Below are 15,333 nucleotides of genomic sequence, written 5' to 3' on the forward strand. Positions count from 1 at the left end.
GAGGTATTGTGAATAAACATAAGATTTTTCTACTACTCGCCACTGCAGGGCTCATCCCCATAGCCCTCTCCTATGGCTTTTCCCCGAATGCTTCACTCGCGTTCTTATTCGATATCGATGTAAACAGCGTTGAGGTTTCACATATCTTTCGTGCGGTAATGGGCTTGTACTTGGCAACGGCTCTCTACTGGTTAATCGGCGCCTTTAATCCAAAACATACCAAGGGTGCCATCATCAATCTCATCATCTTTATGTTTGGTCTGGCGTTTGGACGAATCCTGAGTATCGCTGTGGATGGAAATCCAAACGGTGTGTTGTGGCTATATCTGATCCTAGAATTCGGATTTGGCGTTGTTGGCTTGCTGCTTTTAAAACAAAAAACTGAATAGTTGAAGCAGAGTTAAATTAAGGAAGATTTATTAATGAAGATACAAATAACCATCTGTTTTGGTCTGGTCGTGCCCAACCTAGTTCTGGCCGCCGACGACAATAGACCCAATATCCTGCTTATCGTTAGTGATGATATCGGCCTAGGTGACTTGGCGCCCTTCGGCTCAGAAATCAACACTCCAACCCTGAGCAATCTTGCAGAAGAGAGCATTCGCTTTAACAACTTTCACGCCTCTCCAGTGTCCTCTGTTACTCGCGCACAAATGCTTACCGGTGCGAACAGTATCGAAGTAGGCCTCGGCTCCTTCGATTACTCCTTCTATCCACCCGCGAAAGGCAAGCCGGGTTATGAAGGCTATTTGACGCGCAACACCGTGACCGTCGCCGAGCTCCTGCGTGACAATGGCTATAACACCTATCACTCTGGTAAGTGGCACCTTGGCTCTGGCCACGGGCATGGTCTCCCGCCACAAGATTGGGGCTTTGAGCAAACATTCGGTGTTTACTCAGGCGGTTCAGCCCACTGGGATAACACGGATATGTACCCGTCCACCAAGGTAGCAAACAAAGCCCTCAAAGAAGGAAAAAAGCCACCGGTTACCTATCAGCAGTTCTATGAGAATGGCGAGAAGATTGACCGCGTGCGAGGGATCTTCTCGGACGATCTCTACACCGGTAAGATGATTGAATACATCGAACAAGGTCGTGAATCAGGTAAACCCTTCTTTGGCTATCTGGCGCTAACTACCGGCCATTTCCCATTGCAGGCTCCTTCTGCATTGATTGATAAATACATCCCAATGTATGAAAAACTGGGATGGGAAGGCCTGAAGAAACAGCGCTATGAGTCGATGATCAAGGCTGGCATCTATCCAGAAGACACGCCGTTTCCTGAGGGTAACCCACTCACTAAGAAATGGGATGACCTTACCGATGCTGAGAAGAAAACCCAAGCGCGTCTGATGGCAACCTACGCGGCTATGGTTGAGTCACATGACTTCTATATTGGTCGTGTACTGGATTATCTGCGTGAGAGTGGTCAGCTAGAAAACACCCTGATCGTGTATTTGCCGGATAACGGCCCTGAAGGTTCTGATGCCTTTGGCCCTCTAGCGAACAGCCTTTGGAAAAACTGGACCGAAGACCACTTTGATATGAGTGATGAAGCTATCGGTCGCGCAAATTCCAGCCGTCAACTTGGCCTAGAGTGGGCAAACGCAACCACAGGACCGCTGCAGTGGTGGAAATGGTTTATCGCCGAAGGTGGTATTCGCGTACCGCTTATTGTGAAACCGCCACAAGATAGCGACTTTGATCAACAGGGCGTCATGTCTAGCACTACCCTAAGCGTGAAAGACCTGCCAATGACTATGCTGGATTATGCTGAGGTGAAACACCCGGGCAATGCCTATAAAGACCGTAAGATCCCTGTGCCATCGGGCGTATCTATGAAGCCTTTCTTAGAGGGTGAATCGAAAACCGTTCGCACCGAAAAAGATTGGTTTGCGTTCGAGCTATTTGGTAATGGATTCGTTATTCAAGGCGATTTCAAGCTAATGAAACTCAGAACCGGCATGTACGGTGATGGTAAGTGGCACCTGTATAACATCAAAGAGAACCCTGCCGAAACAGTTCCTTTGGAGGATAAATATCCAGAGAAGTTTGAATCTATGATGAAGATCTATCAGCAATACGCGAAGGATCACAACATTGTAGAGGTGGCTGAAGATTGGAACCCGTGGGCAGCTGCGGCTAACTAATCTACCCCACTCTAAGCCAAAGGGCTTCTCCGTTTTGAGAAGCCCTTTTGTTTTACGACTGCTGTACGAATGCTGATTCTAGCGCCTGGATGCTGGTCGTTGAAACTACCTCGCCATCGACGCTAAAGGTAATGTTTGAGCCTTGTTTAACACCTACTAACGTTGAGCGGGTACCATCCACAAAGGTCACTTCCATCTCAACCGTGTTCTCATCGATTGAGCGAAGCTGACTCTCTTCTACCTGCTTGTAGCTGATCGGTTCGATAGGTGCTTCGGTCAGAGATGGGTCGAGATCGCCATTGATATCAATATAGGTTTCTGCCTTGCTATCAAAGATGTGTGGCGTACCATCAAAAGGGTTTTTGCCGGTCCAGAACTCAATGGAGTTCACGACAAAGTAGTCGGCCAGGGTGGTAAAGCCATACACTGGCGCCAGTAGGAAGTTCACCCCACCACGGGCATAGCGGTTATCCACCACCTTGATGTTGAATTCCATTAGCTTCTTGGTCGTGAAGTTACTGCCCACACAGCCAGAAAGAACCGGAGCGGTCAGCGCTACTGCTACCACCAGCAGTGATTTTTTAAACTTTTTCATGATTAGTGCTCAGCAAAGATTTAGAACAAGTAGCCAAAGTGGATGCCTACGTAAGAGTCATCAAACTCGTACATGTTGTAAGAGGCGTTGATGTCAACCGTACCATTGGTCCAGCCAAGTTTGTTTTCGAACTGACTATCTACCTCGTTATCAAGAAAGTAAGTAAAGTCACCTCGATAGTAAAAATTGGTCGCAAATGGGATCAAAATTCCGGCTTCAAAATCAGCACTATCATTCAAATCACCCATTGAGTAATTGGCACCAATGTTCCAAACGCCGAATGACGCATCTGCAACATAGTTAGCACCGAATGTCAGTTGGTCAAAGTCGCCGGACACATTCCAAAGGGCGTCGATCACTATGTTTTCATTGATGTTGTATTGACCGGTAATCGCAATAGCGTCGCTATCGGTGCTATTTTCACGTCCTAATCTGTCGTTCCAAGTGTATTCAAGAGCCGTATAAGTCACACCTACACTAGCCTTGCCAGCAATACCAAACTCACCGCCTACTGCATAACCGTCAAAGTTGTCATGAGTAAAGTAATCTGCCTCAAGCTTGGTCTGCACATTACGCACATCTTGAGCGTGATAAGAATTTACTTGGGTCTCGACCGTCGCATCCGCCGTCTCTTGTTCATTAGCCTGAGCCGTTACCGAAATAAGTAGTAGCGAAGAGAGCGAAACAATTTTCGTTTTCATGTTCTATCCAAAGTTAAAGCCCAAATAGTTCGGGCCTGTTTAGTACAAATTCCATATATGACTCGTACTCCTTGTACTAGCTAGAGCTTCAAGCCCCTAGCATCCAACAGACGCACTTAACCCCTACCTACTTTTGGCAGTCATTGTTTCGGCTGTTGGGGTGAAAACCTATCCAGAACAGATAGGTTTAGATTCTATTAGTCGTCTAAGATGGCGCCTTTTAGGGTACTGCCTAGACGATAGTTGATGACTCGGTGCGGAATGGCGGCATCTTGATAGTGAAGCTCGGCAAAATCGACGATATCGTTGTAAGCAATCTGCACTTCACCATTTTGCTCAAATACCAACACCTTCTGACCAAAGGCATCCAGACCTATGCTTGAAAAATCTGTCATGGCTTTAGCACCCGGAGCCGGGCCACCAAATACCAGAAGCGTGGCTTTAGGTAGCTCTTCATCTAGTTTCTCAGCCTGTTTTTGGTAGTCCCAGTTCATAAACCAAACCGTGTCACCTTCTGCAAGCACGTCGTGCTCAATCTTGGCTATGGTGGTTTCAAAATCGTAATCGGAGGTAAGGGTTTTAATCCCGTAATCCTTGGTCAGTTCTCCGGTTGGTGCTGGCTCGGCTTCAGGTGTATCTTCAACCATTGTCTCAACCTGCTGTTGATATTTTGCCAGTGCATCGAGGTTGCTCAGCCCATGTCGCTTAGCAAGAAACTCAGCATCTGTGTACATGGTTTTTATCTGACCCTCTTCTGCGTAGTTCAGCACGCGAAGAGGAAGGTCTAGCCCTGCCATGATGTTTTCTTGAAGCAGCATAGTATTAACTTCATTATTTACATAGAAATCCACTCGGCTCGCGTCTAAGTATTCACCCTCTTTGGCGGCCAGTCGTGCATGATCTATGGTCAAAACGTGGGGTAGTTGCTCAGCATCGGCATTGTTTGCGACCAGGTTTGCATTGCTGTCTACCTTAAGAAGTTGTGTCTGTTGCACTTCTTGATCCGGGGATACACCGCAGCCAAACAATGGGATAGTTAATAGGGCAATAAGTGGAAATTTTTTCATGTTTAATATCTCTCAAAAATATAATGATTTGGAGAAATCCCTTTCCGACTTAGGTTAATGAACCTGATACTGCTTAATGAACTGCTTGAAGATAGAGTCCGCGGCCTGATATCGCCCTCGATTAAACAGAACCAAGTAACGATAAAGCGCTCGTTCATGCTCGACCATGTATTCCATTTGATCTTGGTATTTTTCAGGGCTCAGCTTGGCGATATCTTCAAGTTGCGACACGAATCGACGCGCACTCCCCTCCAGATATTTAAAACCCAACGAAGGCATAACCTTTAAGGTTGTGGTTACCGTGCTAGCGAGTACTTTGTCGCCGCAGCCAATCTTGGTATCCACATTAAAAGCCTCTCGCACAGGCGCCATTACACGTGTGTTATGGGCTTCGATTCGATTTAAAAGCGCTATGCTGTCACTTTGCATCTTGCCACTAGGGTTCTGTTCAAACTCCGCGAACACTTGGCGACTTAGCTTTCGAAACATAAGTTCGTACTTAAGCCCATCCACAAACTGTTTTTGAGTTTTACTGTCTAACGGCTGCACAACTCTCTCCTCACTACTCACACTAAACGGGGCAATTAACATTATTAAAGCTGCCAAGGCATAAGTTGTTGGCTTAAACCTGGACAAGAAAATCATCGACCGGTTTCTCACCTAACCAGATGTTGAGCAACGCCTGTTTCTGACCGCCCGCATCCGCGAATTGATAAATCACCTTTTCGTTGTGTTGGATCTGAATCTTGTTGTTGCGCTCGACTATGGTCACTGTGTCGTCTTGAGATAGCGCTATAGAAAGATTCTCAATCAGACCTCGAATAATGAGATCATTGGTATCCAATGAAGGATTCGCCTTCCCCAGCGCTTCAATGAAAGCCGTACGCACCTTTTTCTTAGTAAGCTTCTCAGGCAAGAAGGTCATGATTAGAGCGTGATTACCCTGTTGGTCTCGCTTGTGCTCAAGGTCGTAGTAATCGACAAACCAAGTTGTTCGGGTCCCTTTAGCGACAGTTTGATAGCTGTGGTGACTCCATTTAGATTGAGATGCATCGCTCGATGCCGTTATAGAGCCCTCCGCCATAGCACCTAAAGGCATTGCGGCTAAAGCTAAGGTTAAAAGAGTTCTGGGTTTCATTTATACCGACCAGTCTGTTTTTAATTTAAAGAAAAAAATGAGTTAACAGAGCCTGTAAATTAGGCTGCCAACACTCTCATCTTTTGCGAGGTGACTCGTGAGACTCGAGATTCCTGATTCATAAATACAAGTCTGTTGATCGCCTTGGCTACAAGCTTCGCTTCAATGGGTACATAATTCTTAAGTTTTCCAATCATGAGTGGGCTAATCAACTTCATTGCACCTTGCAGAAGTTTCTCGTCAGTGCGCTGCTCATCCCTGTTACCTGCCAGCGGTCCTGGTTGCATAAAGGTTGTCCCAGTAAATCCAAGGGCCTCAATCTGCGCTTCCATCTCACCCTTACATTGCAAGTAGTGAGACATGGCTTTAGTGTTCGCTCCTAAACAAGAAACAACATACAGGCGCTCTACACCCATTTTCTTCATTTTGGTGGCGGTGTTTACCACCAGATCAACATCGATAGCCCTTAGGTTTTCTTTACTGCCGGCTTTCTTCAAAGTAGTGCCTAACGTAATGATGCCAACTGACGGTTGCACATTCATAAGGGGGCTTTTAGGCTTACTCAAGTCAGCCGTGATCCATTGTTGTAATCTAGAATGTTCCATCTCTATCTTTCGACGAGAAAGACTAATAACCTGCGCGACTCTCACGTCTTGCAATAGAGCTTCTAAGGTTTCTCGGCCTACTAGACCTGTTGCTCCGGCAATCACGATAGAAGTGTTCATTGTCATAGGTTCTCACATTCAGTAGCGAGATATGGCTCGCTTGGATTTATGGGACAAGTTCAATATAACCCAAACAAACCGACCGGTCTAGATGTTTGTCACATTTTTTCCAAACAAACTGGACGGTCGGTATAGTTAGCTTTTACAATTAGCCTCAGTAATAACTTGAGGTATTGATATGAAAGACTTAAGACAGAAACTGCTAGACGTTGGTTTCGAGCTTATTAGCGAACAAGGCTTCGCTGGTATTGGCTTAACAAAGATCCTAAATGAAGCAAATGCGACCAAGGGCTCTTTCTATCACCATTTCAAATCCAAAGAAGATTTCGGCACTACCCTGCTCACTGATTACTTTGAAGATCACCTAGAGACCCTAGAGAGCTACTTGATCGATACCGATGAAACTCCACAAGAACGCATCAAGGCATACTTCGACTACTGGTGCAGTGAAAAGCTTACTCACGATTATCAGATAAAATGCCTGGTAACCAAGCTTTCAGGTGAAGTATCTGGGACCTCGAATCAGATGCAAAAAGCCATGAATGACGGCGCTGAGAAGGTGATCAAGAGAATGAGCCAGTTCTTTGAGCACGGTATTAAAGAGGGCCATTTCCATATGCAAGATGGCTACGAAGCCGCGCGCACTATCTATGGACTGTGGCTTGGAAGCACCTTGCTGGCAGCGATGCAGCAAGACCGCACCTTGTTGGACAATGCCATGAAAGAGACCATCAAGCTCACCCAATAGCAAAAAGGCTCATCCACATGGATGAGCCTTTTTGATTATTCCATCCTATCTAAGATGGATTGAGGTATCACGGTATCGACTGGGATATACTGCCCAACATCCATCAGTGAAAATATAAAGTAAGCCGCACCACTCCAGAACAATATCGATAGGATGAGTAAACCAAAGGTTTTCACTGCGCTCTGATGAAGTCTCTTTGAGACAAAGGTATAGCTGGGTATACCCACCAGCACCGGAGCCAGTATCGCCATCACCACCTGACCATATCGATTCCAACGCTGCATAAAACGCTTTAGCTTAGGTCGGAAAACAACTGGCTTGTTGCGCTTTAGTAAAGCTAGATTGAGTGGCCCAAGCCTCCAACCTACGTAGGCTGCGATAAGTGCAGGTAGCATGTTAAACAGCAACATTTCAGGATAGGAATAAGACATTACCGCCGCAATCGCCGGGCCGGAGTATGTCTTCCACAAACTCAGAAGCGCCATGGTCAAGGCTACGATGAGGTAAGTTTCCACAATAGTCGACATTATCGTTCTCCAAGTGAGATGTTATTGCGAGTCAGAATTTGGCTAACAATAGGGTCGATATGTTTAAAAAATTTAAGCCAACCGGAACATAAATAGTTTAGACCCTCTTCACCATCCACACTCTTAGTGATGCGATTTTTAGGGCACTCCCCATGACAAGCAAACTTGTACTCACATCTTCTGCACTGTGAAGGCAATGATTTTTGCTTAGCAAACCCAAAGCTTTGCTGACGCGCAGAAAACGCCAATTTTTTTAAGCTCTGCGTTTGAAAGTTACCCAGCTTGAACTCCTCATATACATAGTGATCGCATGAGTAGACATCACCATTGGGCTCAATCGCTAAGCCTTTTCCGCAGATTTCAGAAAGGGTGCACATGCTGCTTGCCTGCCCCGCCCAAACCGCAAAGAAGTTATCAAAGTATGGGATGAACACCTTACCAAAGTCCTTATAAAGCCATTCATTAAAAACGCTTATCAGAAAGTTGCCCCACTCGTCGGCCGTGACACTCCAATCCGTCACTGACTTGGTGCTCACTGGAATAATGGATAGGCTTGCGTAGCTGTGCCATTTGCCCTTAGTAGGCGCATCTATCTTGTCCACAACTGGAATAAACTGCATCTGTGAAGGGGCTATCTCATCACGAAGAAAACGATATACCTCTAGTGGACTTGTGCTTACTAGGTCATTGACGCAAGTAAGGGTGGCAAACTTCACCCGGTGTTTCTTTAGAAGTTGGATACCACGGAACGTCTGCTTAAAGGTACCTCGCCCTGCTTTATTGGTGCGGTAACGATTATGGATATGCTCCGGGCCATCGATACTGACCCCCACCACAAACTCATTCTGTTTAAAGAACTGGCACCACTCATCATCTAACAGCGTTGCGTTGGTCTGAATATCATTAGTGATATTGGAGTGCTGTGGACAATACTTCTTTTGCAGCTCTACCACTTTCTTGAAGTAATCGACACCCAGCAGCGTGGGTTCTCCGCCGTGCCAAGAGAATATGATCTCAGGGGTATTCTGAGCCTCAATATACTGCTGGATATACTGTTCAAGGCGCTCACCCGACATAACCTCTGCATCACTTTTTGAGTAGTTGAGAAGCTCTTTCTTACCTAGGTAATAGCAGTAGCTACAATCGATATTGCATATTGCGCCAATTGGCTTGGCCAGTGCCTGCATCTTGGTATGGGCCTTGCCGTTAAACTGAGGTGCAAATAAGTTGGTCATTGTTGTCTCCTGGTTTGGAGATTCCTTCTCAATAGATCCATTGCCTTAGCGATATCAACAGAATACAACAAACAGACCAGTTGGTCTAGTGTTTGTATAAACAAAACCCTCTAGTCAAAAACCAGAGGGTTTAAACAATTTAAGATGCGCTAATTAATGTGACATGGTGTGGCCAGCGGCCCCTAGCCACGGGTTCCAGTCTTCTGCTACATCTACAATGCCATGCTCAGCTTTGTACTCTTTGTACAGCGACATCATAGAGTTGAAGATCTCTGGGTGCTTATCCTCTAGAGGTACTGACTCAGCTGGGTCCTGTTTGATGTTATACAGATGCCACTCACCGTCACCGTACATACCCGTTCTTAGCTTCATCAACTTGTAATCCCCTTGAATCACAAAGCCATTACCGAACAGCTCAAAAGCGAACCAATCCTTGTCATCTCGCACCGTATCGGCTTTGCCGGACAAGAACGGTGCCATAGACACACCTGATGGCGTTGCTACTTTACGGTTTCGATAGGTTTCACCTGGATGAGCCACACCCGCATAGTCAAGAATCGTCATCGGCAGATCTTTAACACTTAATGTGGTGTTTGACATCTCCCCTTGCTTATCAAAGCCGGTATCACTTGGTGGCGATACAATCAGAGGAACACGAACGCCGCCCTCAGAGACAAACCATTTCCACCACTGCAGCGGCCCGGTGGTTGCGTTTGCCCACTCGATTCCTAGCTGACGGCTAGAGCTTGAGGTACCAATTGCCTCATCTGACATATCGAAGTGATCTTCTGTCCAATCTTTCCACAAATCGTTCGCCAGTGGCCCCATTGCATCGGCACCCTCTGGACCATTATCTGGCATATAGATAATCAGGGTATTATCTAGCTCACCGGTTTCACGAAGATAATCGATAACACGGCCAATATAGAAGTCCTGCGCTTCAATCATGGCTGCGTAGGTTGCCATCAAACGCGCCTGAGTTTTCTTCTCTGCAGCAGTTAGGTCATCCCATTTCTTAACGATAGGGTTCGCATCAGGGAAAGGTGTACTTTCTTTATATACACCCGCTTCGATCATCTGCTCATAGCGCTGCTTTTTAAGCCCGTCATAACCGAGCTCTTCATACATTTCAGTGTATTTATCGATTAGCGCCGACGGTGCCTGCAATGGGAAATGCGCGGTAGTAAGAGCTAGGTAACCAAAGAATGGCTTACCTGATTCACGGCCCTGCTCGATGTATTCGATCATCTTACCTGTGTAGAGATCGTCTGAGTAAATACCCTTAACACGCTCAACCTGCTGACCATTCTCAAAAAACTTCTGCTTAGTCAGTGGCGGCTTCTTGCCTTCAGCCAGTGCTTTTTGCGCCACCTTCACCGATGGATACATATCGGTATCATCCCAGTGCGCAGAACCACCCGAGTAAACACCGAAGGTTTGGTCAAAGCCCCAATCTTGTGGTGGATGACCGTGACCATCACCAGAGCCTAGGTGCCACTTACCAGCGTGGTAGGTGTTATACCCGCTATCACGAAGAAGCTCAGCAATGGTTACTGCATCCTTGGTTAGATAACCCTCATAACCTTTCTTACCCTTAGATGGTGGATAGATAGAGTAATCAAACGAGCCAAGACCAACCTCGATGCTGTTGGCACCAGTAAACAACTGACCACGGGTTACCGAAGATACTGGCGATGCGTGGAAGTTATTAAAACGAATCCCCTCTTGCGCCAGTGAGTTAAGCGTCGGGGTGCTGATCTCTGAGCCAAATGGCTGAAGATCACCCATACCGATATCATCACCAACAATAAGCAGAATATTGGGCTGGCTTTGCTCTGATGTAGCCTCTGCAGACGCCGCACCAATTGCAGGATATGCGATGAAAGGAGCAACTAGTCCAAGGCTAATAACGATTCTGTTTTTCATTACGCTTTCTCCGCAATCATGTTTTGTTGCTGCTGTTGTGCTTTCTCTTGCTTGATAAATAGGTAAGCGACAGAGGCCAATGCTAATTCTATGGCTGTGTAGCCAAGCAAAATGGCATTAGGCATACCATCTAGGTTGATACTCACGATTCGAGCCACCGACAAACCACTCATAAAAGCCACTAGGCTATAAAGGCCAGCTTGAGTAAGCTTTGAATCAAATGCGGCCATTAACCAGAAGATGCCCATGGCTGTGTATAAGCCCATGATGGCGCGGAAGATGTTAACCACCTCGACGCTGTTCATCTCTACACCAAATAGGAAACTAGGTAGAAAACCGTATGACAATGCCACTGGGAAGATCCCGATAGCGGCCATCAATAGAAATAGATTTTGTTTCTTCATGATAAGAACTCTTTTAACCGTTCAATGCGCATTAAAGGCATTTAACTTCACTAAAAAAAGTGCCAGTCCTTTGACAAACTCTCCCCTAAATAATGGAAACGAAAGGGGTTAGATAACCGCTTCGATGATGGTATCGATATGGCTATCTGCGATTGGGTAAAACTGGAAGCAGATGTCTTTCTTGATCGCTTCAACGATTTGGCCTTTCTGCTCGGCTTCAATCTGCCACTGCTTAAAGTTTGTGATTGCGCCAGTTTCAAGCTGGAACTCTTTAAGCTTGTTTACCACTCGGGCATACACCATTTCTTCACTGCCGGTGCGCTCTACCGATAGAGCCTCAGCCAGTTTGTCTGCCTTAGTGATGTAGAACTCTGGCAGTGTCTCAATGACTACTGGCATTAGCACTGTGTTCGCATCGCCGTGTGGGATATGGCTGATGGCGCCAAATGCGTGGGCAACGTTGTGAATTGGAATGCCGCCTAGAGACGAATAGAACGCAGAGATAGCCATGGTACTCGCCTGAAGAAGGTTTGCACGCGCCTCAATGTTTGCTGGATTATTAATTGCGATAGGCAGATTAGCCATGATTAGCTTAGTCGCTTGCATTGCATAAGCGTCGGTAAAGGCATTGCTCATTGGAGAAACAAGCGCTTCTAACGCATGCGTCAGTGCATCCATACCCGTTGAACGAGTAAGACCCGCTGGCAGTTTCGTCGTTAGTGTTGGATCCAAAACTGCGATATCCGACTCTAGGCCTGAAACTACTAGGCTCGCCTTGATGTTTTCGTGCTCATTGAAGAACACAGCGATAGGTGACGCTTCAGCACCTGTTCCTGCTGTGGTTGGCACGGCAATATGAGGAACCTTGATATCTTGGTTGTTTGGCCAAACTTCCATATGACCGCCACCAGCGATGACTTCACGGATGTCGCTAATGCCCTTGTGCATTGCGTATTTCACACCCTTAGACGCATCGATTACGCTACCACCGCCGATAGATAGAATGCCGTCAGCACCTACCTTGCGGGTAAACTCGATTGCCGCGTTGATGTTGTCACATGAAGCATCTGCTTCGATATCAGTGTAAACGCCAGCTATCTCTACCTGAGATTGACTTGCGAATACCTCGCCAAACTTCTCAACAAAACCCAACGACTCTAATCCTTTATCTGTAAATAGCACTACTTTCTTTGCGCCGATGCGCTCAAACAAAGCAGGGATATCTTGAATTCCATTTTCATGAGCATGAATGATAGTTTTAAGATTAAAGCTAAAGTTTGTTGTTGCCATTTTGGTCACCTCTTGATTGGTTGCAGTTACAATACCACCGACAGACCAGTCGGTCTAGTGCTAATTTCAAGTTTACTAGTACATGGATCCGCAAAGCGACATGTAACTGCTTAAGATTTAAAAGTTAAATTATTGAATTAAATAGGGTTAATTAACGAAGATGTGCTGGGACTTTGCTCTTATCGCGAGTTACATAATAATAGAGATACAGTAGCGAATAGAGGGTAACGAAGCCATCTAGAGCCAACACCCCACTCCATCCCCAGAACCAGGAATACTCATTTACACACACGTTGTAGATGAAAAGCCCGACGAACATGGCCTTCTCGAATCCACTGTAAATCATGGTCGATGTGCGCAGTGGCTTTACATAAGCCGAAACCATAAGCAGTACGCCAATACAGCCTACCATAACTCCCCAGTGTTGATAGGTCGCCTGCAGGTATTCTTTATTGATCATCATCTGTTCATTGTATGAGAACAGGTTCACCATACTCCATTCTGGAGCGATAAACGTCGCAAATGCGGTAGCGGTAAGAAAACCCGTGACCAGCAAATAGCCTCGTACAGTCTTTTCAAAAAAACGTTCTAACATGATGTTTGCCTCTTTATTGGGAAGGTATTGACTACTTTCCAAGCATCGCAAGTACAGCTACTTTGAATTCGTTATCTTCCGCTGAGAACAAATGTTTGATCTGGTGTTCTTCACCACTGGTCATGACGGTTTTCGCGTGTGAAAAGGTAATGAAACCCTCCTTACCGTGATAGTTGCCCTTACCCGATTCACCAATACCACCAAATGGAGCATCATCTACCGCAAGGTGGAACACACAATCGTTGATACACATACCGCCGGAATGTATGGAGTTTTTAACTCGCTTCTGAAGCTCTTCATCAAACGACATCAAGTAAAGAGCAAGTGGACGTGGCTTATCGTTGATAAGCAAAATAGCCTCGTCGATATCGTCATAACCTATCACCGGAAGTAGAGGTCCGAATATCTCTTCATTCATGATGTCAGAATCAAGACATGGCTCAACGATCAAGTGAGTCACTAAGCGGTGTTTGCTCTCATCAATACTCTGATCATGACAAGGTTCAATGCGCGTACCACGGGTGATCTCTTGATTCAAAAGAGAACTCACTCTGTTGTATTGACGCTCGTTTGCCACTGATGTGAGATTTTCAGAATTCACACCCTGAGGAAACAGAGCTTGGTATTGACACTTATACTCAGCAACAAAGTCATCTTTCTTCGCTTGTGGTACGAGTACATAATCCGGGGCCACACATACCTGACCATTGTTCAGGCTCTTACCATAAATAATGCGTTCAACGGCAAGCTCCATAGAGACGTCATCGGCCACGATCACCGGAGATTTACCACCCAGTTCAAGGGTTAATGGCGTTAGGTTTTGTGCAGCGGCCTTCATGACTAGGCGTCCCACTGCAGTTGAGCCAGTAAACAACAGGTGATCAAACGCAAGTGATGTGAACTCTGCAGACAACCCCGCTTCGCCTTCAACCACCACCACTTCATCTTGATCATAGATCTGCGCCAGCATGTCACTCAACACCTTGTTCGTGTTTGGCGTGAATTCGCTCATCTTGATCATGGCGCGGTTACCCGCTGTGATAGCAGAAATAAGCGGCCCAACCGAAAGCATAATTGGGAAGTTCCAAGGAGTGACTATGCCTACTACCCCTTTCGGCTGGTAAACCACCTCAACGTTTGACATAGAAAGCAGTGCCCCTGAACTGCGAACGGATGGCGCCATCCACTGGGCAATATTCTCGATGCTGTAATCAATATTGGCGATGCAAGGTAGAACATCGGCAATCAAGGTATCCTGAGTACTGCGCTGACCGTAATCCTTATTCATCGATTCACAGATGCGATCGCTGTAGTCAATCAGAGCCTGTCTCAGACTCGTCAATTTCTGAATACGAGAGTCCATTGATGGCATTGGTTTAAGGCTATAAGCCTTTTTCATTTTCTTATGATGCGACTGCATCATTTCTAATGTGGTAATGCTATTCACTTGTTTCACCTCTTGGTTGGGATGCAAAAAGATTACACAAAACAAACCGGTCGGTCTAGCGATAAAACAAATAAAAATAACTGGGATACAGAATAACCCTCATAACCAATAGTTTTATCGAATAAGAAAAACGCCTGGTTAAATCAATTTAATCAATGACTTAGTCAAGCGTTCAGATGCGGGTGAGCACTCAGAAATCTATTATGCTAGCTGATAAGAAATCACATACAGCTCATCGGTATCTGGGTAGATTTCTCGAATTACCGCTTTTAGCTCGCTCAGTGTCATGTTCTCTTGCTCTGCATGAAACGCAGAAAGCTCATCAAACAAAATGGGCGTGACCGAGAGGATATTAAGCTCGCAAAACCAGCGACCATCTTCGTAGGTTGAAACCTGTACGGTCGTGCCTACTTGGTAATCTTTCTCTGATTCATCTCGAATCGTGATGGTCTTCTTGCCTGAGAGGATATCCGCCTCAAAGCGCTCGAAGAAGGTCATCTGCATTAGGCTCATGACTTATCCCCATGGAAGGTTTCAATATATAGCGCCTCTACTTTATCTCTCGCCCACTGGGTGCGGCGCAAGAATTTCAATGACGACTTGATTGAAGGATTATTGTAAAAGCAGTTAATCTGAATGCGCGAGTCCAGTTCTTCCCAGCCGTAATGCTCCACTAGACGCGTAAGGAGTTTCTCTAGGGTAATTCCGTGCAATGGATTGTTTGGCTGCTCTTGACTCATAGATAGTATCTTAATAATAAAATTCAGCGCAGAGTGTAACAGATG

Annotated in this window: 18 protein-coding genes; 3 read left to right on the top strand and 15 right to left on the bottom strand. The window is 45.9% G+C overall.

Annotated elements, in window-relative coordinates:
• The first annotated feature begins 8 nt into the window (after positions 1-8).
• Entirely contained in the window at positions 9-389 is a 381-nt protein-coding gene (locus Pcarn_RS06965; RefSeq protein WP_261833147.1) for a DUF4345 domain-containing protein, read from the top strand.
• A 33-nt stretch (positions 390-422) separates the two neighbouring features.
• The gene (locus Pcarn_RS06970) at positions 423-2,150 is read left to right on the top strand and encodes an arylsulfatase (protein ID WP_261833148.1); all 1,728 of its coding nucleotides are present in this window, start codon (positions 423-425) and stop codon (positions 2,148-2,150) included.
• Positions 2,151-2,202: 52 nt separating this feature from the next.
• Here Pcarn_RS06970 and Pcarn_RS06975 read toward each other — a convergent pair whose 3' ends face one another.
• The 6 genes from Pcarn_RS06975 to Pcarn_RS07000 all read right to left on the bottom strand — a co-directional run bounded on the left by Pcarn_RS06975 (position 2,203) and on the right by Pcarn_RS07000 (position 6,382).
• Positions 2,203-2,745 carry a DUF3332 domain-containing protein gene (locus Pcarn_RS06975; protein ID WP_261833149.1) on the bottom strand — a complete coding sequence of 181 codons (543 nt, stop codon included), beginning with the start codon at positions 2,743-2,745 and terminating at the stop codon, positions 2,203-2,205.
• A 20-nt stretch (positions 2,746-2,765) separates the two neighbouring features.
• Positions 2,766-3,446, bottom strand: a complete 681-nt coding sequence (locus Pcarn_RS06980) for a hypothetical protein (protein ID WP_261833150.1) — start codon at positions 3,444-3,446, stop codon at positions 2,766-2,768.
• Positions 3,447-3,643: 197 nt separating this feature from the next.
• Positions 3,644-4,513, bottom strand: coding sequence for a DUF302 domain-containing protein (locus tag Pcarn_RS06985; RefSeq protein WP_261833151.1), 870 nt, complete (start codon positions 4,511-4,513; stop codon positions 3,644-3,646).
• 54 nt (positions 4,514-4,567) lie between these two features.
• Positions 4,568-5,062: a hypothetical protein gene (locus Pcarn_RS06990; protein WP_261833152.1), complete on the bottom strand. Its 495-nt coding sequence runs from the start codon at positions 5,060-5,062 to the stop codon at positions 4,568-4,570.
• Between the two features lie 73 nt (positions 5,063-5,135).
• Positions 5,136-5,651: a chalcone isomerase family protein gene (locus Pcarn_RS06995; protein ID WP_261833153.1), complete on the bottom strand. Its 516-nt coding sequence runs from the start codon at positions 5,649-5,651 to the stop codon at positions 5,136-5,138.
• 59 nt (positions 5,652-5,710) lie between these two features.
• Positions 5,711-6,382: an NAD(P)H-binding protein gene (locus Pcarn_RS07000; protein ID WP_261833154.1), complete on the bottom strand. Its 672-nt coding sequence runs from the start codon at positions 6,380-6,382 to the stop codon at positions 5,711-5,713.
• 172 nt (positions 6,383-6,554) lie between these two features.
• On the opposite strand from Pcarn_RS07000, the gene Pcarn_RS07005 reads away from it, so the two are divergent.
• The gene (locus tag Pcarn_RS07005; RefSeq protein WP_261833155.1) at positions 6,555-7,124 is read left to right on the top strand and encodes a TetR/AcrR family transcriptional regulator; all 570 of its coding nucleotides are present in this window, start codon (positions 6,555-6,557) and stop codon (positions 7,122-7,124) included.
• 35 nt (positions 7,125-7,159) lie between these two features.
• On the opposite strand, the gene Pcarn_RS07010 is transcribed toward Pcarn_RS07005, so the two are convergent.
• From Pcarn_RS07010 to Pcarn_RS07050, 9 genes are all read right to left on the bottom strand, one after another.
• Positions 7,160-7,651: a hypothetical protein gene (locus tag Pcarn_RS07010; RefSeq protein WP_261833156.1), complete on the bottom strand. Its 492-nt coding sequence runs from the start codon at positions 7,649-7,651 to the stop codon at positions 7,160-7,162.
• On the bottom strand, positions 7,651-8,886 hold the full coding sequence (locus Pcarn_RS07015) for an anaerobic sulfatase maturase (RefSeq protein ID WP_261833157.1): 1,236 nt from the start codon (positions 8,884-8,886) through the stop codon (positions 7,651-7,653). The genes Pcarn_RS07010 and Pcarn_RS07015 overlap by 1 nt, the downstream gene beginning before the upstream one ends.
• 153 nt (positions 8,887-9,039) lie before the next feature.
• Entirely contained in the window at positions 9,040-10,812 is a 1,773-nt protein-coding gene (locus Pcarn_RS07020) for an arylsulfatase (RefSeq protein WP_261833158.1), read from the bottom strand.
• Positions 10,812-11,216 (bottom strand): DUF4345 domain-containing protein, encoded by a 405-nt coding sequence (locus Pcarn_RS07025; protein ID WP_261833159.1) that lies wholly within the window; start codon positions 11,214-11,216, stop codon positions 10,812-10,814. Before Pcarn_RS07025 ends, Pcarn_RS07020 begins: the two co-directional genes overlap by 1 nt.
• A gap of 108 nt (positions 11,217-11,324) precedes the next feature.
• Positions 11,325-12,506 (bottom strand): iron-containing alcohol dehydrogenase, encoded by a 1,182-nt coding sequence (locus tag Pcarn_RS07030; protein WP_261833160.1) that lies wholly within the window; start codon positions 12,504-12,506, stop codon positions 11,325-11,327.
• A gap of 151 nt (positions 12,507-12,657) precedes the next feature.
• Entirely contained in the window at positions 12,658-13,101 is a 444-nt protein-coding gene (locus Pcarn_RS07035; protein WP_261833161.1) for a hypothetical protein, read from the bottom strand.
• 31 nt (positions 13,102-13,132) lie between these two features.
• Positions 13,133-14,524 carry a coniferyl aldehyde dehydrogenase gene (locus Pcarn_RS07040; RefSeq protein ID WP_315972686.1) on the bottom strand — a complete coding sequence of 464 codons (1,392 nt, stop codon included), beginning with the start codon at positions 14,522-14,524 and terminating at the stop codon, positions 13,133-13,135.
• A 225-nt stretch (positions 14,525-14,749) separates the two neighbouring features.
• Positions 14,750-15,046 carry a N(4)-acetylcytidine aminohydrolase gene (yqfB, locus tag Pcarn_RS07045; protein WP_261835650.1) on the bottom strand — a complete coding sequence of 99 codons (297 nt, stop codon included), beginning with the start codon at positions 15,044-15,046 and terminating at the stop codon, positions 14,750-14,752.
• An 11-nt stretch (positions 15,047-15,057) separates the two neighbouring features.
• On the bottom strand, positions 15,058-15,288 hold the full coding sequence (locus Pcarn_RS07050) for a VF530 family protein (RefSeq protein WP_261833163.1): 231 nt from the start codon (positions 15,286-15,288) through the stop codon (positions 15,058-15,060).
• Positions 15,289-15,333 lie beyond the last annotated feature (45 nt).

It is taken from the genome of Vibrio ishigakensis, assembly GCF_024347675.1.
In the GTDB taxonomy this organism is placed as follows: domain Bacteria; phylum Pseudomonadota; class Gammaproteobacteria; order Enterobacterales; family Vibrionaceae; genus Vibrio; species Vibrio ishigakensis.

What these genes read in the sequence shown, in the direction of transcription:
- Pcarn_RS07050 (WP_261833163.1), bottom strand. Translation starts at nt 15,288, where the DNA reads ATGAGTCAAGAGCAGCCAAACAATCCATTGCACGGAATTACCCTAGAG.
- Pcarn_RS07005 (WP_261833155.1), top strand. Translation starts at nt 6,555, where the DNA reads ATGAAAGACTTAAGACAGAAACTGCTAGACGTTGGTTTCGAGCTTATT.
- Pcarn_RS07000 (WP_261833154.1), bottom strand. Translation starts at nt 6,382, where the DNA reads ATGACAATGAACACTTCTATCGTGATTGCCGGAGCAACAGGTCTAGTA.
- Pcarn_RS06995 (WP_261833153.1), bottom strand. Translation starts at nt 5,651, where the DNA reads ATGAAACCCAGAACTCTTTTAACCTTAGCTTTAGCCGCAATGCCTTTA.
- Pcarn_RS06980 (WP_261833150.1), bottom strand. Translation starts at nt 3,446, where the DNA reads ATGAAAACGAAAATTGTTTCGCTCTCTTCGCTACTACTTATTTCGGTA.
- Pcarn_RS07025 (WP_261833159.1), bottom strand. Translation starts at nt 11,216, where the DNA reads ATGAAGAAACAAAATCTATTTCTATTGATGGCCGCTATCGGGATCTTC.
- Pcarn_RS07010 (WP_261833156.1), bottom strand. Translation starts at nt 7,651, where the DNA reads ATGTCGACTATTGTGGAAACTTACCTCATCGTAGCCTTGACCATGGCG.
- Pcarn_RS06975 (WP_261833149.1), bottom strand. Translation starts at nt 2,745, where the DNA reads ATGAAAAAGTTTAAAAAATCACTGCTGGTGGTAGCAGTAGCGCTGACC.
- Pcarn_RS07020 (WP_261833158.1), bottom strand. Translation starts at nt 10,812, where the DNA reads ATGAAAAACAGAATCGTTATTAGCCTTGGACTAGTTGCTCCTTTCATC.
- Pcarn_RS06985 (WP_261833151.1), bottom strand. Translation starts at nt 4,513, where the DNA reads ATGAAAAAATTTCCACTTATTGCCCTATTAACTATCCCATTGTTTGGC.
- Pcarn_RS07030 (WP_261833160.1), bottom strand. Translation starts at nt 12,506, where the DNA reads ATGGCAACAACAAACTTTAGCTTTAATCTTAAAACTATCATTCATGCT.
- Pcarn_RS07035 (WP_261833161.1), bottom strand. Translation starts at nt 13,101, where the DNA reads ATGTTAGAACGTTTTTTTGAAAAGACTGTACGAGGCTATTTGCTGGTC.
- Pcarn_RS06970 (WP_261833148.1), top strand. Translation starts at nt 423, where the DNA reads ATGAAGATACAAATAACCATCTGTTTTGGTCTGGTCGTGCCCAACCTA.
- Pcarn_RS07040 (WP_315972686.1), bottom strand. Translation starts at nt 14,524, where the DNA reads ATGATGCAGTCGCATCATAAGAAAATGAAAAAGGCTTATAGCCTTAAA.
- Pcarn_RS07015 (WP_261833157.1), bottom strand. Translation starts at nt 8,886, where the DNA reads ATGACCAACTTATTTGCACCTCAGTTTAACGGCAAGGCCCATACCAAG.
- yqfB (WP_261835650.1), bottom strand. Translation starts at nt 15,046, where the DNA reads ATGACCTTCTTCGAGCGCTTTGAGGCGGATATCCTCTCAGGCAAGAAG.